The following is a 20,246-nucleotide window of genomic DNA, read 5'->3' on the forward strand; positions in this document are numbered from 1 at the left end:
GCATCATAATTGCTGTATATCTATAACCATGCACTCCTCAGATGCCTTAAATCCCATTGATTCGTACAGCGGTCTGCCGCTTTCCGTGGCATCAAGACTTATCTCCGTGGCACCATGTACACGCGCATCCTCTATAAGCATATTCACAAGCTGCCTGGCGATTCCTCTCCTCCGATAGTCCTTTTCTGTATATACATTCATGAGATGTGCTCTCTTTCCAGAAGTATGAGAAAATGTTGGCATTATTTCAATATAAGACATACTGGCACACGCCACACATCTTCCGTCATCGACAGCTACAACAGTTGTATGATCACCTTCAAGAAAATATCTCCTGCTGTTTGTCACCAATTTATCGTCAAATATATAATCAACTGGAAGATCATTGACTATCCTAAGCATGGACAATCTGACATTCATCAACATATCTATATCGCTCGCGTCCGCCATCCTATATTCCATAATATCCCCCTAATCAGTCCTTGACATTTGCTAACCTCCTGTTATAATAACACAAGTCGGACGGTATGTTGAATATTAATATACCTTGCAAGGTGTTCTGCAGATGCAGGATTCCCGGATGGAACATGAATCGCGATAAAAACATATCAGAATTTTCATGAGCCAGATAAGATACTTTATCTTATCTGGCTCTTTTTTTATGCGGCTGGCAGGTTAATGTGTCCCCGCGATCATGTGCCTTTCCGATTTTCAATGATTTTCAATTATAAACTATTTTTGTTAAGGAGATTTACAAATGGACCTGTTAAAAGACGATCTGAAAAAGCTTTACTTCAAATTCCTCATTCCTTCCCTTGGAAGTGCCATGGTCATGTCCATATACACCCTGACTGATGCCATCGTCATCGGCAAAGGTGTTGGAGCTGATGCCCTGGCCGCTCTGAGCATCACAACGCCTCTGCTGTGCATACTTATGTCAACCGGAATTCTCTTTGGCGTAGGTGGATCAGTACAGATGAGCGTGCACAGAGGAAGTGGCAACACAGTGAAATCTAACCGTTACTTCACCGTGTCATTCATGATGATCGCGGCAATCACCGCACTGCTGTGGATACTGTACGTAACATGTATGCCATCACTGCTGAGGCTCATGGGTGCAAATGCCACTCTATACCCATATGCCATGTCATACATGCACTATATAAATATGTTCCTGCCGGTTGCAGTATTTTCCAACTTCGTAGCTATATTTGTGAGAGCTGACAATGATCCGAACCGCGCCATGGCAGGCGTCCTGCTAGGCGGAGTGTTCAATATCGTGATGGACATCATACTGGTATTCCCGCTGAAGCAGGGAATCGGCGGAGCCGCACTTGCCTCTGTTATCGGTATGATGATCCAGGTACTTGTCGCCTCATCGCATTTTCTCAGCAAGAAGAATGAGCTGCATTTCATAATGCCACACAGGCTCCTGAACAGCATGAAGAATATCGTGACAGCCGGTATCCCGAGCTTTTTCAATGAATTTGCAAATGGATTTATAGTACTGCTGTTTAACATACAGATATTGAAGTACTGCGGCGAGAATGCCCTGTCCATATACAGCGTCATCTCCAACTGCGTCATCCTGTTCAATTCTCTGTTCACAGGAGTTGGTCAGTCTGTGCAGCCTGTGATCTCGACCAACTACGGAGCAAATAACATAGGCAGAATAAACGCCATAAAAAGAATGGCTTACACAACCATCCTGATCATGGGTGCACTGTTCTCACTTCTTGGAATACTTTTTCCAAGGGTGCTCTGCGGTGTGTTTATAGATATGAATGAAGGTCTTGGTGTCATTGCCGATCTTGGTGTCAGAGCGTACTTCTTTGCATTTGTGCCATTTGGAATCAACCTGATGACCTCCTACTATCTCCAGGCCATACTGAAATCCGGGCAGTCTCTGTGTATATCACTGCTCCGAAACATCATACTCAGCAGCGTGTGTATACTGACGTTCCCAGTTTTGACCGGTGGCAACAGCTTGTGGTTTGCTGCACCTGTGACCGAGGCTGTGACACTTACTGTCAGTCTGGTATTTCTGGCGTGGGAATCCCAAAGGTAGGGTGTCCATTACATGTGTATGCAAATTAGGCGATATAAGGTATAATGGATGTGTTGACTTTAACAAATAGGGATTAGGGGGTATAAAATGAAAATGCACGAAATGGATTTGATCGAATTCCTTATTAAAGAAGGACACACTGATATTGCAGAAAGTATTAAAGACTACCGAAAAAATACTATTAAAATGTGTATGAAGGATGTGGAAAATGTAATTGCAAAAGGCACAAGTAAAATCGGCGGCTTTCCCGATCTTCCGCCCGAAATTCCATATCCCACAATGTCGGGCTATTCCTGCAAGCGCGGAGATGACACTGAGCGGTACGAAAAATCAGCAATGCAGCTTGTTGCTCAAATCAATCTTGCGGACATTGCCGACTTAGATATTGAAAACAAGCTTCCGCACACGGGTATTTTATATTTTTTCTGGAGCGGAGAAATCGACTCAATTCACCAGACCAACAAATGGGTTGAAAGCGTTGCTGACGACCCCGAAAATTCGGCTTATCACAAGGTGATCTGGTACAATGGCGACCTGGCAAATTTAAAGAGAACTGAGCCACCTGTTCCATATTATTCAAAGTATTTTACAGGAGTTTTTGAGGAAAAGGCCGTCGAGTTTGAACTCACCACAGATTATCAGCCACTGGGAGATGTGCTTGACTGTGACCTATTTGACCGTCTTGAAGAAGTTGCTCCAGATTATGATATCGAATATCTTTCGTATGACGGAAACAAATTATTCGGTTATCCTACAGGGGGTAATATACCGGATGTAAACACAAAAACTCATCTGCTGTTTCAATATGGTTACAACGTTGGTTGTCTATGGAATATCTTTTGGATCATTTCAGATGAAGATTTAAAGAACCGCAATTTCGACAAAGCGGTCTTTAGTTTCGATTTGGACTAATAACTATAATTCTAAGTAGGAGCAGAACACTCCTGCTCCTACTTGGTATAAAATCAGTGCTTTATACAGAATTCGCAGCCACCGCTATGTCCAATACAGTCTCTGCAATCAGAATCTATCTCAAACACATCTTCACCCGCGATCAGATATGTTCCAACAAGACTCATCTTCGGCGACATGCATTCTCCGTTCCATGACACGCCTACCTGTGATGCATCCATAAGTCCAAGCAGCTCAGGTACAGCATCCATGCCCATTCCATAATATCCCGGACCGAATGACGGACTGCAATACTTCTTCTCATATACACTGTTCTTTCTCTCAAGATATCCCTGTAGCCACCCTCTTATGACATCCATGCATGCCACCTGAAATGCCTCCATGTAATACTGTTCAAGAACCGAACCCGCACTTTCCATGTCAATCTCCGGCGCATGGAATGCATACAGATATCCATTTTCAACGCTGCTCAGATCAAGCTGTTCAAGGACATTGCATTTTATCCTCTTCCTGCCAAATTCAAAATAGCCCTCATGAACGCACTCCACCGCAAATGGCTGCAGCAATACTGACACCTGGCAGTCCACTGAGGTTTCCGAAGCATTTTTCGTCATGATCCGGTCAAGCACTATTTCTGCCTCCCGCTGATGTTCCACACGCATATCAGGCTCCATGTCATTTATATGCGTGATCTGTACCAACCTGTCCTTTATTTGCTGTCTCAGCTTTCTCAAATCTACATGCAGTATCTCTTCCTGCCTCTGCAAATGAGCAATGACTTTGTCATACATCTCCGGTCTGTGAACCACCAGACATGAGCTGCAATCCTTTATCTTCTGTCCCCTTCCATTCACTATATACTCAGGACTGCCTATGCAGCTCTCATCAAAATAAAGTGGGCAGTAACAGAACAGGCAGTTAAATTTATCTTCATCTTTTACCTTATGGCACGGGAAGAATTCGCAATCCCGGTTCTGGAAAAATTTGTAGTTGTTATTCATTGTTCAATTATTTTATGCAATTTCTTTCTTCTTTTTATACTTTCTCTTTCTTATAACTTCCATACATGCATAGAGAACAAAACCAACTACAGATGCGACCGCACCAGATCTCAGCCCCGGCGTATGATATACCATTTTTATGGTATGCTGTCCTTTACTCAGTTTAATCCCCATAAATGTATCCGCAAGCTCTTCTATATCAGCACGCTTTCCATCAACTGTCAACGACCATGTCTTTTCGTATGGTATTGAAAGGAATATCTCTGAATCACTGTCCAGCGCCACTTCTCCTGATATTTTATTTCCTGATATATTCAGATTGCTTGTATACCCTGATTTCAGCTGCTGAACGGCATTATCAAATTCTGCCATATCCAACTGCGCTGCATAAATCGTATGTCTCTTATCCTTATTGGTATCTCTCTTTATCTTCAGCTCTATTTCATCACCAGCCTTATAATCTCCAAGGTACATGCTGTTAATTTCAAATCTATGACATGCATTCTGAACAAATTCGCCATTCGCATATATCCTGCAATTGTGGTCATATAAACTGTTGTGTATATCACTTCCATCAACAAATACATACACAGGACCATCGTTCGCTACACTAAGTTTCCACACCTCATTATTTTTTTTGTCTTTACGAACATATTCAGTCTGAACATCATTATATACTCTGGTATTCTTACCCGTCATTGCAGATATCAGATTTTCCTGATTCTTAAACGGATCACTTCCGAATGACAGATTTCCCATATCCTCACTAACAGGATATCCAAGCGGCAATGCATATTCATTTTTGTAAACCTCTGCATTTTTAGTCTTTATTCCTGTATCCTCATAACCTGTTGCCGCATCCTTAAGCTGGACATACTTTATAGACAGCAATGAATCAGCAAGCAGCATCGGACTATTCCAGTATGTTTCACACAAGAAATATTTTTCGCCAGGGATGTCCGAATATCCCATATTTGCAAGGAACCTGTCAACATTAAAGTCATATGCCGAACTATAATGCTCTATACTGTTATATCCATACAGTAATGATTCTCCAGTTGCTATCTCTCTTCCCAGGCCATACAGATAATTATAATTGTTTTCGTATCTGTAAAAAGTATCTCCAGAATCAGCATTCAATTGATCCACAACATTTTCTGCCTCCAGAGAATACTCCGTAAATGCATTTACATCATTATTATATTCCGAAAAAGCAAGATATACATTATACCCCGACTCCAAAACAGTTAATCCTATTGCAATCCAGCAAACAGTATTTATCAACAATCTACTGTTCCTAATACACCTTATCACCAATGCTCCAATGCAAAGTATAAATAAATACAATACCACAAGACGCAATGGGGAATTTATCTTTTTTATGTAATATAAAAACGCTAAACCTGCTGCTACAGCCATCATGGCTCCGGCTATTTCCTTATTCTCGACTTCGCCGCGCTCATATAACTGAATTTCCCGTGCTGCAATCATTATCATTACAAAAGAGAAAACAAAACTAAACCTGAAAAAATATGATGTACTCCTGACAAATACGGTCCATACAAGTTCCATATCTCTAAGGCAATAACTTCCACATAGCAAGGCCAGAAGACAGAACATACATATTTTTTCTGATCTTTTTACTTTTTTATTGACAAAAAATGCGATTACCGCAACTAAAACTATCGTTCCCGTGAATATCAATGGGGCATCCTGCGCATTTACTTTTGCACTCACATCAAATCCACTCAGGAACTGTGTTATGTCCATGTTTACAATTCTGCTGAGACCAACCGTATTATTTGTTGCTTTTCCACCTATTAATGATACACATGCCGGAAGTAATATACACATACTCGCCAATACTCCGCATATCATCGTTGCCACATATCTGCCTATACTTCTCAGATCATTTTTCAATGCATCTTTTATTTTGTAATCATATGCATTAAGATATTCGACAATAAACAATATTCCCGACATGAGGCATACCATATATCCGGTATACCAGTTACACAGAATTGCCATAAACACAGATCCAAACAGCAAACCTGTTCTTTTCTCATTGATACATTTCCACACACCAAGTGCAATCAGCGGAAGAATTATAACCCCATCAAGCCACATGACATTCCTACAATTATACACATTGTATTCCATAAGTGCATAAAGCGTGGATAAAACTAAAGAAGACTTTGCCGATATACGGAATCTGTTATGAATATATATATATCCTGTTATGCCGCATAATCCAATTCGTAAAATTATCATAAACACCATAAAATATGGAATATGCGCCTTAGAAAAGAAAACCAGGAAAATATTTAACGGACTAGAAATATAGAAACCAATCAGACCAATCATCCTACCGCCAAGGGATTTCCCCGCAGAATATTCTATGCTCGCCTTACCATGAAACACATCCCACAAATATCCATAATAATCTTTGTGTTGCAATAATGAATCCCACACCAAAGTTGACTTACTGCCAAACGGGATCACCCCACATATAGCCATAACAGCCAGCAGCACCAGAATCGGCAAGACAAAAGCCAGTATTATAATAACCGCAATTCTTTTTTTAGATCTCTGTTCACTCATCAATAACCTCCATACCTATTATGACACCGAGACGAGCACGGCTCCAACCAATATCAAAATAACTCCACCTATCTTTTTTTTCGATATTTTCTCTTTCAAAATAAAATAGGATATAACCATAGTCCAGATATATGTAACTGATGTCAAAGGCAAAACGACTGAATAATCAAGATATCTCAGAACATATATGTTTAACAGCGCTGATACAAGATACAACGCACCACCTATGTATAAATTAATATTTTTTATTGTAGCTATTATGCTCTCAGAAGCGGACGCCTTTTTCAAAAATAATGATGCCACCGCACCACTTAATGTCATAATCACAAGTACAATATAATATATCAGCATTCTTCCGTATCTCCTCCTGCTATCATTATCACTCCTGCAATTATAACAAGAACACCTATACATTTCACAAAGCCAACTTTTTCACCAAGTACTATAGCTGCAAGCACTATACTTAACACATAATTCAAACTCAGCATCGGTTGTAAAACTGATAATTTACCATACCTGTATGCAATTATCATCACAAGAGCTCCAACGCCATAAAATCCAAAACCGACTATCATGTATATAAGGCCTTTATCAGCCGACATTTTCCAGAGCATCTGCCCTATACAGGCACATACCGAGGAAATTATCATCAATATGATTCCCTTTTTATTTTTCTTTATTGACTCGAGCATAATTTTGTCTCCTGTAAAAATTTGATTTTTCTATCTACGAAACTATTTTCCGTAAAAGTGGTATTTTTTTCACGATCAGAGTAACAACATATCCACACATGAAAAGCACAACACAATAAATCAACGATGCTAACACTGGTGTTGAATGTAATTTATCCTGAAGAAAACTCATCAAATTCTTGAATGTGTCTGTATAGTTTTTAAAATATACATGAATTAGATAAATGCCAAAAGTACATCCGCCAACCGAGACTATCGGTTTTTTCAATCTAAACAGTATGTTTGTATTCGAATTCAGATATTGACATGTTGCAAATATTGCCACGCAGTTTACCAGAACAAATGTACCAAAAAACATTTGAGAATCCTTTTCGTTACAAATTCCTGTAATTCGAGCTCTGTAATATGTCATATAACAAGAGATCAAAATAGCAACTATGTTTATCCCCCACAAAACTAACAACCTTTTCTTAGTCCAAAAGTTTTTAAGTCTGCAATTAAGGAAATATCCTGCCAGAGGAAAAACAACAATGTTTGTTGCCAGCCACTCAATAGAAACATTTACATTCAATGGATGTCTATCCTGAAATACACGATACTGCAAGCATGGAACCAGCATACAAAAAGCAATATATAAAACCAGTGCATACTTATAATCATTATCAGAAAGCCCCTGTGCAAATCGCTGCAATAATGGAAGTACTATCAGCATTGAAAGATAGGCATATAAATACCAGTATGAAAAATTCCACCCGTTAGAATATAATTTTGTAAAGAAGTGAAATATATTAAATTTTTCATTTCCTTCGCCAACTTCTAACAGATAATAAAATACGGACCAGACAAGCAGAATACTGAATATATGCAGGACCCTATGCCGCCATAAATATTTTACCGGTTCCGGTTCTCGTCCCAACATAAGTGCACCTGCTATCACCAAAAACAACGGCACAGACACCTTACAGGAAATAGACAAAAACAAATATAACCAATAATGGAACGTATGAGGATCATAAGACAAAAACTTTGAAAATCCATTCGCCCCTGTATGATTATATAGCACAAAAAAAGCTGCTATTATACGCATAAGTTCAATATCCAACCTCTTTTTTGCAACCAAATTCAATTTTCCCCCCCTCAGGTATCATACGTTTTCTTTTTCATTTTGAAGTTTTCTTCATATGATCAACTTGAATAAGCTTATACTCAAAGTCTCTCTTATCCTGACTTCTAAGTGTGCTGAGAAGTACTCCCACCGCAAAGAACAGAATTGCCATCACCATCACAAATCCGCAAACGATCAGAGTTGGGAACCTGTCTACAACACCAGTTTTAAAATATGCAGAAAGTACCGGGATGAAGAATAATATGCTACACAGCGCAAGTACAAGTGATATGGCTGTAAAAAATCCAAATGGCTTGTAGTTCTTATACAACTTAACTATCGTAAGCAATACCTTTATACCATCTGAGTATGTATTTAACTTAGATTCACTTCCATCAGGTCTATCTCTATATTCAATAATTACATTCTCAACCTGCATATTTCTATCTACAGCATGGATACTCATCTCTGTTTCAATCTCAAATCCTTTTGACATAACCGGATATGTCTTAACAAATTCATAGCTGAATGCTCTGTATCCCGTCATTATATCTTTTATAGATGTCTTAAAAAGATTATTTATAGACCACCTTACTATACTATTTCCAAAATTATGAAATGGTCTTTTATTCTCCTGGAAATATGTACTGGATAATCTGTCTCCAACAACCATATCAGCATTTTTGTTTATCACAGCGTCAACCATTTCAGGTGCACATTCAGCAGGATATGTATCATCACCATCAACCATTATATACACTTCTGCATCAATCTCCCTGAACATTCTTCTGATGACATTTCCTTTGCCCTGCTTGTACTCTTTTCTTACAACTGCTCCAGCTTTTTCTGCAAGTTCAGATGTCTTATCACTGGAATTATTATCATACACATATATTGTGGAGTCTGGCAAAACTGCCTTAAAATCTGTGACAACCTTATAAATTGTCTTTTCCTCATTGTAACATGGAATCAGTACTGCTATTTTATCCATTCTATGTTCTCCTCATTCGATTATTTTCTACGCTCTATTCTTAGCGGCCCCCATAAACATGACAACCGGAACAACTATTCCAACGATCATCATGACAACGGCTATAAGCTTGCTGTCACCGGACACCAGTGTCACTATACCGCTTATTATCGCAAGTATCACCAGAAATGCTGCCCATACAACTATGGCAGACGCCTTTGCAACCTTGTTGCTTCCGGCTATTCCAAATATACCGCCTATGATGGCTGCAAGCGATGCTATTCCGGCCACAACGCCACATACGACAGCCTTTGTCGATGGCTCATCTGCAAGCACAAGCTTTGCAATGTCATAATATCCGGCATTTACAAGCCCCCATATGAGCATGATGAGCGACGATGCCGTCACCATTCCCTTTCCAGGTAATTTTTCCATAGATTATTTCTCCTTTTTCATTCTCATATCACTGTCTGCTCCACACATAACAGAAGGCCTGTGTTCTGGCTGCAAACTTCTCAGTCTTGAGCAGTTCTCTTACCTCTGCCTTTGTGTACCATCCTGGAGTGATCTCCTCCAGAGTTGAAGTGCTCGGCTTGAACTCGCCTCTCGCCTTGCCTACAACACACATATTTGTCTCATTTGAAAATCCTACAGCACTGTAGCTTGTCCCTATTGTGTCACTGATCTCGTACAGCTCAAGTCCCGTTTCCTCCATAAGCTCACGTCTGGCACTGACCTCAGGAGTCTCCCCCGGATCTATGAGTCCGGCAGGGAAATTATATACCCATTCACCCGGAGCAAGTCTGAACTCCTTATCTATAAGGATCCTCTCATCTGCCTCGTCTGTGGCGATGATGACCACCGCATCTGCTGCCTTGCCATGAAGTCCCTCGAAATCGGTGATTTCTCCATTCCTGCTTATCATCTCATAGTTCTTAACTATTCCGTCTACAGTCTCGTACTGAACATCGTATCGTGTGATGAACTTTCCCTGTTCTTTCTTTTCAATTCCTACAAATTTCAAAACACTTTCTCCTCTACTTGCAAAGCTCTGCCACAACCTGATTGATGACCTTGCCGTCTGCCTTGCCCTTGAGTTCAGCCATAACAGCCTTCATGATCTGGCCTTTATTCTTTGTTGCTATCACATCTGCAAATTTTGTTGTGAGGATATCTCTCACCTCATCCTCTGACAGAAGTTTTGGCGCATACTCGTTGAACACATCATATCTTGCCTTGTACTGCTCCAGAAGATCTGTTCTGTCTGCAGGGCAGGTATCGATCTGCTCTTTTACAGACTTGATCTCCTTGAGGATAACACTGTCAACTATATCCTCAGGAATGTTGTCTCTGCAGCCGTTATCGATTCCGACCTTCTTAACTGCTGATACGAGGGATGAGATGCTGTCCTTTCTCTCCTTATCCCTTGCCTTCATTGCTGCTATCATATCCTTCTGTAACTTCTCAAGTGTCATTTTTATTTCCTTCTTTCTTTATTTTTATCACTTTTTTATTTTATACCATATTGAACGCTGCTTTTGCAAAACAACATTCTCTGCCTGAAGCTGTTCCAATTTCTTCTGAATATCTGCTTTTTCTGCCTGAAGTTCTCCAAGTTTTGCCTGAAGATCAGATTTCTCCTTCTCAAGTTCTTTTATCCGGATACCCCTGTCAGCCTTTTCCTTATATGTCTGCTGTAGTTTTGCATTTATCTCCGACTTTTCCTTGTATGTTCTTTGAAGCTTGGCATTTATCTCTGACTTTTCCCTGTAGGCACGCTCATTTTCTTCAATGCGTTTCTTTAATTGTCTGGAATTTCTACCAATCTCATTCCTCAATTCTCTGCGTTCTTTTTCATGACATTCACATACCCTGATCAGTGCATCCTCTACCGGCTCTCCATCATATTCAAGAATCTTATTCGCAAGTGCATTATCTCCATATTCAGGTTTAAGCCATTCCTCTATCTTCTGTAACTGAACGTCATTCTGGTCGGCGTCCACATTCTTATGGTAAAGGCCTATTTCCTGTGAGCCCGGTAAGTACCGAAGATCCTCACATGGCATAGCCGCCACAACCGGAACTCCTGACATGATCTCTATTAGCTTAAGCCAGATGTCATCCGCCCACAGGCACATCTCCACCATCTTGTCTTTGTCGAACCACTTATCATCATAAATTCCTGGTGGATATAAAGTTCCTGCGCCCCCGGTTGCAAATAACTGCATCTTTGGTCTGTACAGACAGGCAACCGTCTCCTTCATCCAATACCTGTACGGAATAAGCTGCCCTTTATCCGAAATGACCATCCAGTGTGTCCTCACAGCGGATACCGCCTCTGGATACTGTAAATATGACATATACAGATTCTCAAGCATGTATGGAGGATATTGCAGATCGTCATCTATCGTCACGACCACGTCGTCCGTGAACTCCTGCAGCGCATAGAAATACTTCTTGTGCGGCTTCAGATCATCACACCATCTGACCTCCAGCTTATCCTCAAACTGCAGCTTTCTGAGATCATCCGGGAGATCGTCATCCCTATTAGGGAACTGCTCCTCCGCCAGCCACAAAACGATCTTATCTGCCTTTCTGGTCTGTGAATATATCGACTCAAGCATCTGTGCTATGCCCGCAATTCTGGCGGGATAGGATGTGAGCGACACTATTATCCTTCTCGTCTTGAGCTTTTTCAGCTCCGATGAATCATGTTTCTTTATGATGGAATATTTGCGGAATAACTTGTCATCATTGAGTCCCTTCTCTGTCAATCCGTCAAATATCTCACTGTTAAATACGCTGTGCGCTTTCTCGTAAAACTCTATTCTCTCTGCAGAATCCAGTTCTCTGCAATACTTCTCATAATTGTCCACATACTGACGTATGGCAAAGTACATAACAGCATTCCACAGATCAGTCCTGTCTGCCATGCCCTTCACATGCTCCGTCACACAGTCAACGGTCTTCGGAACATCCGGCAGCTTCTCAGCCTCACTCTCAGGAACAACATTCCTTGAAAATGTCAGATTGCTTATATATGCTATCTTCTCCGCCGCTACAGCTCCAATTGCCGAATATATAGCTTCGCTGTCACAACCGGCAATGCCCAGTCCTGCATCTATTATGAACTGCTTTCTGTAGAGTTTATTGCCAACTAATGGTCGTACCACATTCATGATCCTGCCACGGCAGTCCTTCCAGTTAAACACCTGCTTTCCGCCGTGAACCCACTCAAAATGTACACCTCTTCCGAAGGTCTTCCCACCGTCACTGTCTATAAGCTCGCAGTTCGAAATCACCATGTCCGCCCCGCTCTGCTCTGCGGCGTCATGCAGCTTCTCCAGCATGTTCTCCGGATAAACCTCCGAGCCATCCACGAACAGTATATATTCTCCATGCGCGCGCTCAAGCCCCGCGAATCTGTCCGCTTCTATTATCTCGTACTCCTTAAATGTCTGGCCAGCCAGCTTTGCCCGGCATGTCTCCACACCGCTTCCGGCTGTAAAAATCACTGATATAACCGGTTTCATAACCCGATACTCCTTTCATTGAACACCATCCTATTGCTGTCCCTCATGATGTCCCGACTTTAGGTCTGTCAATAAATTTTATATCTTAAGTATTTCCGATAGATTCTTCTGTATTCCTGCCGCAACCTCAGGCTTATTCATGGAATACACATGTATATGCTTCACTCCATTTGCCATGAGATCTATGATCTGGTCTGTGGCATATGCAATTCCCGCCTGCCTCATCGCAGCCTCAGTATCGCCAAATGCATCGACTATGCTCTTGAATCTCTCCGGCACGTTACAACCTGAGAGCTTGACAGCATTCTTGACCTGTACTCTTCTTGTTATAGGCATAATACCCGGTATGATCGGCACTGATATTCCCGCCTCTCTGATTCTGTACATGAAATTAAAGAATATGTTGTTGTCGAAGAACATCTGGGTCGTGAGATAATCACATCCAGCATCGACCTTTTTCTTAAGCCCAATTATGTCTTCGTGCTTATTTGCCGAGTCTGGGTGTACCTCAGGGTAACATGCTCCGCCCACGCAGAAATCTCCTGTCTCCTTGATGAGCTCCACCAGCTCTGATGCATGTGAGAACTCTGCAAATACCTGTCCATCATAGTTCTTCGGTATATCGCCGCGGAGAGCAAGTATATTCTCTATACCGGCATTCTTCATGTCAGCAAGCGCAGTCTTGATGCCCTCTTTGCTGGCACACACGCATGTCAGATGTGCTATGGTCGGCACGTCGTACTTCTCCTGGATCTCCTGGGCAAGCTGGATCGTATGCCCCTTGGTGCTTCCCCCGGCACCATATGTAACGCTCATGTAATCCGGCTTAAATGCCGCTATACCAAGCGCCGCTGCCTCAACATCCGCAAAGTCTGTATCCTTCTTTGGCGGGAACACCTCAAATGAGAGTGTCGCCTTGTCCTGTGTTATCAAATCTCTTATCTTCATGTACTACCTCTGTATATTTGTCTATTACTGTTTATTTCAATCTGGACTCATTTATATCCGGACTCATTTGTATCCGGTCCCGATAAATAATTTTGTTTTTTTGCTTACAGCTCTTCAAGCAGCGCCGGAATATCCATAAGTTTTTTCACCTCATAGTCCGGATGTATATCCGCCGCCTGCTGACCATCAGGGTTGAACCATATCGTCCTTATCCCAGCGTTTATTCCGCCCTGTATATCTGATGTCAGACTGTCTCCTATGATCACAGTCTCATCTGCCTTTATCTCTGGTCTCCTACCAAAGCAATAGTCAAAGAATTCTCTGGACGGTTTCTCCGCTCCGGCATCCTCAGATATGAATATATCCTCAAAATACTTTCCTATACCGCTGTCCGCAAGTCGTCCGCTCTGTACATTTGAGCCTCCATTTGACACAATGTACATTCTGTATCTTCCGTGCAAGGTTTCAAGCAGCTTTATCGTATCAGGGAACATAAATCCCTTCTGGCTGAGCTGATCCTCATAGTAGGCTGTCGCCTCCGCAGCAGAGTAGTCAACTCCCAACTCTGCAAATAGTATCTCGTATCTGCTTTCCTTCACCTGCTGCCTTGTGAGCAGCCCCTGTTCAAGCAGCTTCCATCTTGATTTGTTGATTTCGCTGTATCTGGATATGACCTTTTCTGTAGGCTCCACCCCTATATGCCTGAGCATATTGGAGAGCGCTCTGCTCTCGCTGCGCTTGAAGTCCAGCAGTGTCTCATCCAGATCAAACAATATGTTCTGTACCATATAAATTCCTTATATCTTTCTTTTCAAATTCATATGCTGACTTATCAGTGTCTGTCGTTATGATTCTGCATTTTATACATTACTCTTATGCGTAGCTGCCGGATTTTTCCTGTGCGCACATTCTTAAATATTATATTCCACTCACCTGATAATAGCAATAGAGCCGGTTACAAATCTTCTGCTGTGACCGCCCTCTCTTCGGCAATCCTGCACAATCCGCAACCGGCTCTGTTCCGTCTATTTTATTAAGTTTAGTTGTATTTTCATTTACTTCATGCTCTTGCTGAGTCCGCTCATTGCATACTCTGACAACTGTTTTCTGTAGAGAAGTGAACTGATCAAATACTCTATAACACCACCCAAAAGGATGGCCGCATATCCAAGGACAGCAAGTTTTACAAGCCCAAGGCTTATAACCTCTGATATATGATGGTGACACAGCCAGGAACTGATTGTCGACATGCAGGTTATTATCACCAACATAAACACAATAAAGCTTGCCACAAAATATTTGTAACATACACCGCAGAATATCATAGCTCCGAACAATATAAATATGATCATAAACAATGTATCCTGATAGTTTTCTGTATTCTCCGGATACATTCTGATAAGTATATATTTCTCCGCAACAAGTATTGTGAAAAGTACAAGATACACAACTGTGCTGACGATCACTGGCATTCCCACTTCCAGCTTTCTCTTCATCGCGCTTGACTGCACATAATCCGATGCATTCATATATATTATCATCTGATAGGCAAACATTCCAGTAAGCATAAAGTAGAAACCACCCAGCATATTCGTTCCATGTGATGACAGTTCGACCGCAAACCCTATTGCAGTGAACAAAATAAGCATCATCACATTTGTCTTTAACTTATATCCATATCTGAGAAGTTTAAAACCAAGTATCAAATCTTTCATCCCTTAATCCTCCTTGTCTAATATATATATCATTCCTCCCGCCGGCAGGCGGGGCGGATAGTCTAAGCCGTTTCCGGCCTTGAACAACAATCTGTTAATCTATATCCAGATAAGACGCCTCAACCTTGTGGTACATATGTCTGCGCGTCACATATATTCCAACCGGCAGCAATACCGCCAGTGCTGCAACTATGAGCCATGTAAACTTCTGCAATCCCGAAGATATCGTTATATATATAACCGCAGCTCCCGATGCTCCTGATGACAGCATGGACAGCAGACTCATGACCTGAACATTCTGGACATATCTCGTAATGTTCAGCACCCACACGGAAATATCTGCTGTGAGCAGTATCGACAGGCAAAGCAGTCTTACCGGGTTACCCACCATAATTCCATATGGTACGGCCACTATCACCATGCATATCGCGATCCTCACCGGTCGGACAAGCAGATCCGCCGTAAGCGCATTCCGTAACATGGCTTTCCCCTTTGTTGACGTCTTCAGATAATCCATTCCAAGGCAGCCCTTCACACATATTGCACCGAATCCCCAATAATCAGCCATAACCTCGATCGCAGTCATGAGCGCCGCTCCCACACCGAGCATGACCGCTGTTACATAATATTTTCTCACTCCTATATCGATCAATGCCAGTATCACCCCCAGTATGATCGGTATCAACACATTACACACTAGCCGGTATTTTCCATTCGTAATGGCTCTGTAATCCTTTATCATCCTCATAATTACGCTCCTATAAATACGTGAAACACTCTAAGCTGTTTTTACTTTAATACCATTTTTGTATTATTCTTCATGACCGCCACACTTATCTGAAACAGCGATGGTATCTCCTTGCTCACATTCATGCCGGCAAGCTTGTCCAGATTCTCTGCAAGACAGATTCCCTCAAAACCATATGGATTCTTAGTCATGGTATAAAGGATCTTTGATGCCGTCTCCGCATCCTGGGCATCTCCCTTTATCAGTATGTACTTTTCCTTCAGATCCTCCACAAATCCGCACTCGACCACATTTCCATGTTCCATGATGATCGCATAATCAGTGATACTCTCCATATCGGATATATTGTGTGTTGAGAACAATACACTCTTCTCCCCCGCTCCGTCGCTTATATAATCGCCGATCATCTGACACAGCTTGTCTCGCATAAGAGGATCAAGAGGCGATGCCGGCTCATCGAGCAGCAACAGATCTGTATCCCTCGCCATAACCCCGGCAAGCATCAGCTTAGTTCTGGTTCCATCAGAGAGTGCTGAACACTTTTTCTTCAGAGCAACACCGTCCGGGGAATCAGGAAATATCGCAAGTTCTCGGCAATATCTTTCGAACTCGTCCCTGTCAAAATTGTCAAAGAGCAGACTGCTTATCTCCTCCACATCAGATACAGTCCACTGTGGAAGGTAATATCTGCCTGTTCCCGTATAGCCTATCCTGTTCTTTACATCCGCCCTTCTCTCCTTTTCCTCCGATGAATACTTGTCAAAGAAAGTCAGCTCACCTTTGTAATCAAGCCTTATTCCTGAAAGCATATTGAGAAGTGTCGTCTTTCCCGCTCCATTTTCTCCGATGAGTGCTGTCGCAAATCCCTTTGGCACCCTCAAATCAGGTATATCCAGTGTAAATGTCTTAAACTTTTTGGAAATATTCTCCCCTTTTACAGCGCAGTCATAATTCATCATCCAATCCTCCATTAAACCTTAAACTCTCTTCACGTCTTTCTTTTTCCCTATTCTCTGTCCACTTTGTCCTCTGCCTGTCAAATCGTCAGTCCTGTACCATCAGCAGAGCATCAAGCATGTTCTTGAGCTCATCGTCCGACAACCCCGCAATACGTGCCGCAGCTATGGCCTCCGTCAAAGATGCCTCTACCTTTCGAAGATGCTGCTCTATCAGCATCTCACTGTCCTGTGCATTCACATAAAAGCCCTTGCCCTGTTCAGCGGTGACCAGCCCCTCCTGCTCCAGCAGCTCATAAGCTTTCATGGTGGTGATAACACTTATCTTCAGATCCCGTGCCAGCCCCCTGATAGACGGCAGATATTCGCCCTGGGCATATTTGCCCGCCAGAATGTCCGACTTGAAGCTGTCTGCTATCTGCTGATATATAGGCACTCCTGAGTTCTGAGAAAGTCTCATATGTACACCTCCTTAAACTGTTCTCAACTGTTTATATGTTATATATACACTATGCACAGATATGTGTCAACAACTTTTTACTCTAAACCCTAAAATAATAATATCTTCATCTCCTTGTCCACGCAAAAAATCCCCGCCGGCACTGATCTGTTCGGTACCGGCGGGGATTTATCTGTCATATTATTCTATTGTTCAAGCGGGCATGTTATCTGGAACATCTCCTCACACACCTTGTGTACAAGTCTGGCTGTCTCCGTGTCTGCCAGCTTGTAATATACCTCCTTGCCCTCTCTGCGGCTCACGATCAGGCCGCTGCCCTTGAGCTGCTTCAGGTGGTGCGATACGGCCGGATCACTCATCTCCATGGCCGCCGCTATGTTGCTGACACATTCCTCGAGGTGGCACAGCATCCAGAGTATCCTTAGCCTTGTGCCATCGCTGAGCTGTTTGAATATATCTGCCATGCTGCTACAATCTTCCACAGACGGCATGCATTTTATGATCTTGTTCTCATTGTCGCAGTGACAATGCGGCAAATGTATCTCTCCCATGCGGTCTCCTCCTATTCTTTGAAGCTCAGTGCTCTTGTCGCATTTAATACCGCAAGGATCATAACTCCTACATCTGCAAATATTGCCCACCACATGTTGACAAATCCAACTGCGCCCAGTGCAAGGCATGCAAACTTGATCACAAGTGCAAATACTATGTTCTGGTGTACGATCCTGAGTGTCTTCTTGGATATCTTCATGGCTGTCGCTATCTTTGCAGGATCATCATCCATGAGCACGATATCCGCAGCTTCGATAGCTGCATCGGAACCAAGGGCTCCCATGGCGATTCCTATATCTGCTCTCGAAAGTACAGGGGCGTCATTGATTCCATCTCCGACAAATGCAAGCTTCTCCTTCTCTCCCTTGGCTGCGATGAGCTTCTCGACCTCATCCACCTTGTCTCCAGGGAGAAGTTCACTTCTCACCTCATCCACGCCAAGCTCGCTTCCGACTGCATCTGCAACCTTCTTCGCATCACCTGTGAGCATGACTACCTTCTCCACGCCTGCTGCCTTGAGACCACTTATAGCCTCCTTTGCATTTGGCTTGACAACATCTGATATGAGAATATATCCTGCATACTTTCCATCCACGACAACATGTATCTCTGTTCCAACCGATGTAGGAACCGCTGCCTGTATGTTCATCTGCTTCATGAGTTTGACATTTCCTGCGGCAACCTCATGACCATCAACAACCGCTGACACACCGTGTCCGCTGATCTCCTTTGCGTCTGTGACCCTGTTGTTGTCGATTTCCTTGCCATATGCCTCCTTCAGGCTCTTGCTGATAGGATGGTTGGAATAGCTCTCGACCAGCGCTGCCTTTTCAAGAAGATCAGCTTCGCTCATTCCTCCCTCAGGATGTATCTCTGTAACCTGGAACACACCCTTTGTGAGTGTTCCTGTCTTATCGCACACGACATACTTTGTGTATGAGAGAGCCTCAAGATAGTTGGAACCCTTGACCAGAATACCCTTTGCCGAAGCTCCGCCGATTCCTCCAAAGAAGCTCAGTGGAATGGATATTACCAGTGCACATGGACAGCTTATAACAAGTGTTGTCAGTGCTCTGATGATCCACTTGGACCATGCTGCAGGATTACCCATGATAATGTTTACCAATGGCGGAAGCACTGCAAGCGCAAGTGCCGCTATACATACAGCCGGTGTATAATACTTTGCAAATCTTGTGATGAAGTTCTCTGATCTGGACTTCTTCATACTTGAGTTCTCAACGAGATCAAGGATCTTTGATACAGTTGACTCTCCAAATTCCTTGGATGTCTCGATCTTTATAAGTCCTGTGAGGTTGACACATCCACTGATGATCTCATCGCCGACATGAACCTCTCTAGGTACGCTCTCACCTGTGAGGGCACTTGTGTTGAGTGAGGATGAGCCCTCCACAACCTTACCATCGATAGGCACCTTCTCGCCCGGCTGTACAACTATGACTGTTCCGATCTGAACGTCATCCGGATCAACCTGTTCCAGCTTGCCATCCTTCTCTATGTTGGCATAATCCGGACGGATATCCATGAGTGCTGTGATATTCTTCCTGCTCTTGCCTACGGCGTAGCTCTGGAACAGCTCGCCTATCTGGTAGAACAGCATAACCGCTGATGCCTCCTTGTACTCACCGAGCACCATGGCACCTACAGTGGCTATAGCCATGAGGAAATTCTCGTCAAATACTTCTCCGTGTATGATTCCGAGAAACGCCTTCTTAAGTATATCGTAACCGATGATGAGATATGGAATCAGGTACGCCACGATCTCTATACATCTCCACATGATCGACGGATTTTCAAGATCTACAGTTCCGGTCTTTTCAAGAACTGTGAATGTGACAGCCATGGCAACCAGAAGAACCGCCGATATTATAATTCTTTTGAGCACTTTTTTCTGTTTCTTTGTCATAACATCCTCCTATCTGATAGAGCACAGATCTTTCACAGTTAGCCGTGACTAAACAACCTGC

21 protein-coding genes are annotated in these 20,246 nt (G+C 42.6%); 2 read left to right on the plus strand and 19 right to left on the minus strand.

The genetic code is table 11. From position 1 onward, the window contains the following. Nucleotides 1-3: 3 nt before the first annotated feature. Entirely contained in the window at nucleotides 4-462 is a 459-nt protein-coding gene (locus DWW70_RS08700) for a GNAT family N-acetyltransferase (protein ID WP_118649682.1), read from the minus strand. Between the two features lie 295 nt (nucleotides 463-757). Between DWW70_RS08700 and DWW70_RS08705 the strand changes: the two genes are divergently transcribed. Together DWW70_RS08705 and DWW70_RS08710 are read left to right on the plus strand one after the other, a co-directional pair. Next, nucleotides 758-2,068: an MATE family efflux transporter gene (locus DWW70_RS08705; RefSeq protein ID WP_118649683.1), complete on the plus strand. Its 1,311-nt coding sequence runs from the start codon at nucleotides 758-760 to the stop codon at nucleotides 2,066-2,068. 87 nt (nucleotides 2,069-2,155) lie between these two features. Continuing rightward, nucleotides 2,156-2,980: a DUF1963 domain-containing protein gene (locus tag DWW70_RS08710; RefSeq protein ID WP_118649684.1), complete on the plus strand. Its 825-nt coding sequence runs from the start codon at nucleotides 2,156-2,158 to the stop codon at nucleotides 2,978-2,980. Nucleotides 2,981-3,033: 53 nt separating this feature from the next. Here the strand turns inward: DWW70_RS08710 and DWW70_RS15325 are convergent, their stop codons facing one another. The 18 genes from DWW70_RS15325 to DWW70_RS08800 form a co-directional block, all read right to left on the minus strand. Then, nucleotides 3,034-3,981, minus strand: a complete 948-nt coding sequence (locus DWW70_RS15325; RefSeq protein WP_118649685.1) for a cysteine-rich small domain-containing protein — start codon at nucleotides 3,979-3,981, stop codon at nucleotides 3,034-3,036. 12 nt (nucleotides 3,982-3,993) lie between these two features. After that, nucleotides 3,994-6,582 (minus strand): YfhO family protein, encoded by a 2,589-nt coding sequence (locus tag DWW70_RS08720; protein ID WP_118649686.1) that lies wholly within the window; start codon nucleotides 6,580-6,582, stop codon nucleotides 3,994-3,996. Nucleotides 6,583-6,600: 18 nt separating this feature from the next. After that, the gene (locus DWW70_RS15570; protein WP_308936783.1) at nucleotides 6,601-6,996 is read right to left on the minus strand and encodes a DMT family transporter; all 396 of its coding nucleotides are present in this window, start codon (nucleotides 6,994-6,996) and stop codon (nucleotides 6,601-6,603) included. Beyond that, nucleotides 6,927-7,274: an EamA family transporter gene (locus DWW70_RS08730; RefSeq protein ID WP_118649687.1), complete on the minus strand. Its 348-nt coding sequence runs from the start codon at nucleotides 7,272-7,274 to the stop codon at nucleotides 6,927-6,929. Before DWW70_RS08730 ends, DWW70_RS15570 begins: the two co-directional genes overlap by 70 nt. 34 nt (nucleotides 7,275-7,308) lie before the next feature. Continuing rightward, nucleotides 7,309-8,400: an acyltransferase gene (locus DWW70_RS08735; protein ID WP_118649688.1), complete on the minus strand. Its 1,092-nt coding sequence runs from the start codon at nucleotides 8,398-8,400 to the stop codon at nucleotides 7,309-7,311. A gap of 34 nt (nucleotides 8,401-8,434) precedes the next feature. Further along, complete coding sequence (locus tag DWW70_RS08740; RefSeq protein WP_022216680.1) at nucleotides 8,435-9,370, minus strand: glycosyltransferase family 2 protein; 936 nt, start codon at nucleotides 9,368-9,370, stop codon at nucleotides 8,435-8,437. A 27-nt stretch (nucleotides 9,371-9,397) separates the two neighbouring features. Beyond that, on the minus strand, nucleotides 9,398-9,784 hold the full coding sequence (locus DWW70_RS08745; RefSeq protein WP_118649689.1) for a hypothetical protein: 387 nt from the start codon (nucleotides 9,782-9,784) through the stop codon (nucleotides 9,398-9,400). Between the two features lie 28 nt (nucleotides 9,785-9,812). Next, complete coding sequence (locus DWW70_RS08750) at nucleotides 9,813-10,373, minus strand: NUDIX hydrolase (RefSeq protein WP_055146459.1); 561 nt, start codon at nucleotides 10,371-10,373, stop codon at nucleotides 9,813-9,815. A 13-nt stretch (nucleotides 10,374-10,386) separates the two neighbouring features. Then, nucleotides 10,387-10,824: a GatB/YqeY domain-containing protein gene (locus DWW70_RS08755; protein ID WP_015533834.1), complete on the minus strand. Its 438-nt coding sequence runs from the start codon at nucleotides 10,822-10,824 to the stop codon at nucleotides 10,387-10,389. A gap of 27 nt (nucleotides 10,825-10,851) precedes the next feature. Next, nucleotides 10,852-12,882 carry a glycosyltransferase gene (locus DWW70_RS08760; RefSeq protein WP_118649690.1) on the minus strand — a complete coding sequence of 677 codons (2,031 nt, stop codon included), beginning with the start codon at nucleotides 12,880-12,882 and terminating at the stop codon, nucleotides 10,852-10,854. Between the two features lie 78 nt (nucleotides 12,883-12,960). Then, a complete protein-coding gene (metF, locus tag DWW70_RS08765; RefSeq protein WP_015533832.1) occupies nucleotides 12,961-13,830 on the minus strand; it encodes a methylenetetrahydrofolate reductase [NAD(P)H] in 870 nt (289 codons plus the stop codon). A gap of 104 nt (nucleotides 13,831-13,934) precedes the next feature. Continuing rightward, nucleotides 13,935-14,618 (minus strand): YjjG family noncanonical pyrimidine nucleotidase, encoded by a 684-nt coding sequence (locus DWW70_RS08770; RefSeq protein ID WP_118649691.1) that lies wholly within the window; start codon nucleotides 14,616-14,618, stop codon nucleotides 13,935-13,937. A 267-nt stretch (nucleotides 14,619-14,885) separates the two neighbouring features. Further along, nucleotides 14,886-15,545, minus strand: a complete 660-nt coding sequence (locus DWW70_RS08775) for a hypothetical protein (protein ID WP_118649692.1) — start codon at nucleotides 15,543-15,545, stop codon at nucleotides 14,886-14,888. 94 nt (nucleotides 15,546-15,639) lie between these two features. Continuing rightward, nucleotides 15,640-16,293 (minus strand): hypothetical protein, encoded by a 654-nt coding sequence (locus tag DWW70_RS08780; RefSeq protein ID WP_118649693.1) that lies wholly within the window; start codon nucleotides 16,291-16,293, stop codon nucleotides 15,640-15,642. A 41-nt stretch (nucleotides 16,294-16,334) separates the two neighbouring features. Next, on the minus strand, nucleotides 16,335-17,252 hold the full coding sequence (locus DWW70_RS08785; RefSeq protein WP_243017701.1) for an ATP-binding cassette domain-containing protein: 918 nt from the start codon (nucleotides 17,250-17,252) through the stop codon (nucleotides 16,335-16,337). An 85-nt stretch (nucleotides 17,253-17,337) separates the two neighbouring features. Then, nucleotides 17,338-17,709: a GntR family transcriptional regulator gene (locus tag DWW70_RS08790; RefSeq protein WP_022058324.1), complete on the minus strand. Its 372-nt coding sequence runs from the start codon at nucleotides 17,707-17,709 to the stop codon at nucleotides 17,338-17,340. A 185-nt stretch (nucleotides 17,710-17,894) separates the two neighbouring features. Then, on the minus strand, nucleotides 17,895-18,260 hold the full coding sequence (locus tag DWW70_RS08795; protein ID WP_022216672.1) for an ArsR/SmtB family transcription factor: 366 nt from the start codon (nucleotides 18,258-18,260) through the stop codon (nucleotides 17,895-17,897). Nucleotides 18,261-18,271: 11 nt separating this feature from the next. Further along, entirely contained in the window at nucleotides 18,272-20,185 is a 1,914-nt protein-coding gene (locus DWW70_RS08800; protein WP_117874588.1) for a heavy metal translocating P-type ATPase, read from the minus strand. Nucleotides 20,186-20,246 lie beyond the last annotated feature (61 nt).

This window comes from Coprococcus sp. AF16-5 (assembly GCF_003479365.1).
Lineage (GTDB): Bacteria > Bacillota > Clostridia > Lachnospirales > Lachnospiraceae > Coprococcus > Coprococcus aceti.

Bases quoted from the DNA above. Each gene is read 5' to 3' on its own strand.
- DWW70_RS08770 (WP_118649691.1), bottom strand. From the start codon at position 14,618: ATGGTACAGAACATATTGTTTGATCTGGATGAGACACTGCTGGACTTC.
- DWW70_RS08785 (WP_243017701.1), bottom strand. From the start codon at position 17,252: ATGATGAATTATGACTGCGCTGTAAAAGGGGAGAATATTTCCAAAAAG.
- DWW70_RS15570 (WP_308936783.1), bottom strand. From the start codon at position 6,996: ATGTATAGGTGTTCTTGTTATAATTGCAGGAGTGATAATGATAGCAGG.
- DWW70_RS08800 (WP_117874588.1), bottom strand. From the start codon at position 20,185: ATGACAAAGAAACAGAAAAAAGTGCTCAAAAGAATTATAATATCGGCG.
- DWW70_RS08755 (WP_015533834.1), bottom strand. From the start codon at position 10,824: ATGACACTTGAGAAGTTACAGAAGGATATGATAGCAGCAATGAAGGCA.
- DWW70_RS15325 (WP_118649685.1), bottom strand. From the start codon at position 3,981: ATGAATAACAACTACAAATTTTTCCAGAACCGGGATTGCGAATTCTTC.
- DWW70_RS08775 (WP_118649692.1), bottom strand. From the start codon at position 15,545: ATGAAAGATTTGATACTTGGTTTTAAACTTCTCAGATATGGATATAAG.
- metF (WP_015533832.1), bottom strand. From the start codon at position 13,830: ATGAAGATAAGAGATTTGATAACACAGGACAAGGCGACACTCTCATTT.
- DWW70_RS08700 (WP_118649682.1), bottom strand. From the start codon at position 462: ATGGAATATAGGATGGCGGACGCGAGCGATATAGATATGTTGATGAAT.
- DWW70_RS08705 (WP_118649683.1), top strand. From the start codon at position 758: ATGGACCTGTTAAAAGACGATCTGAAAAAGCTTTACTTCAAATTCCTC.
- DWW70_RS08745 (WP_118649689.1), bottom strand. From the start codon at position 9,784: ATGGAAAAATTACCTGGAAAGGGAATGGTGACGGCATCGTCGCTCATC.
- DWW70_RS08780 (WP_118649693.1), bottom strand. From the start codon at position 16,293: ATGAGGATGATAAAGGATTACAGAGCCATTACGAATGGAAAATACCGG.
- DWW70_RS08795 (WP_022216672.1), bottom strand. From the start codon at position 18,260: ATGGGAGAGATACATTTGCCGCATTGTCACTGCGACAATGAGAACAAG.
- DWW70_RS08710 (WP_118649684.1), top strand. From the start codon at position 2,156: ATGAAAATGCACGAAATGGATTTGATCGAATTCCTTATTAAAGAAGGA.
- DWW70_RS08740 (WP_022216680.1), bottom strand. From the start codon at position 9,370: ATGGATAAAATAGCAGTACTGATTCCATGTTACAATGAGGAAAAGACA.
- DWW70_RS08790 (WP_022058324.1), bottom strand. From the start codon at position 17,709: ATGAGACTTTCTCAGAACTCAGGAGTGCCTATATATCAGCAGATAGCA.
- DWW70_RS08720 (WP_118649686.1), bottom strand. From the start codon at position 6,582: ATGAGTGAACAGAGATCTAAAAAAAGAATTGCGGTTATTATAATACTG.
- DWW70_RS08760 (WP_118649690.1), bottom strand. From the start codon at position 12,882: ATGAAACCGGTTATATCAGTGATTTTTACAGCCGGAAGCGGTGTGGAG.
- DWW70_RS08730 (WP_118649687.1), bottom strand. From the start codon at position 7,274: ATGCTCGAGTCAATAAAGAAAAATAAAAAGGGAATCATATTGATGATA.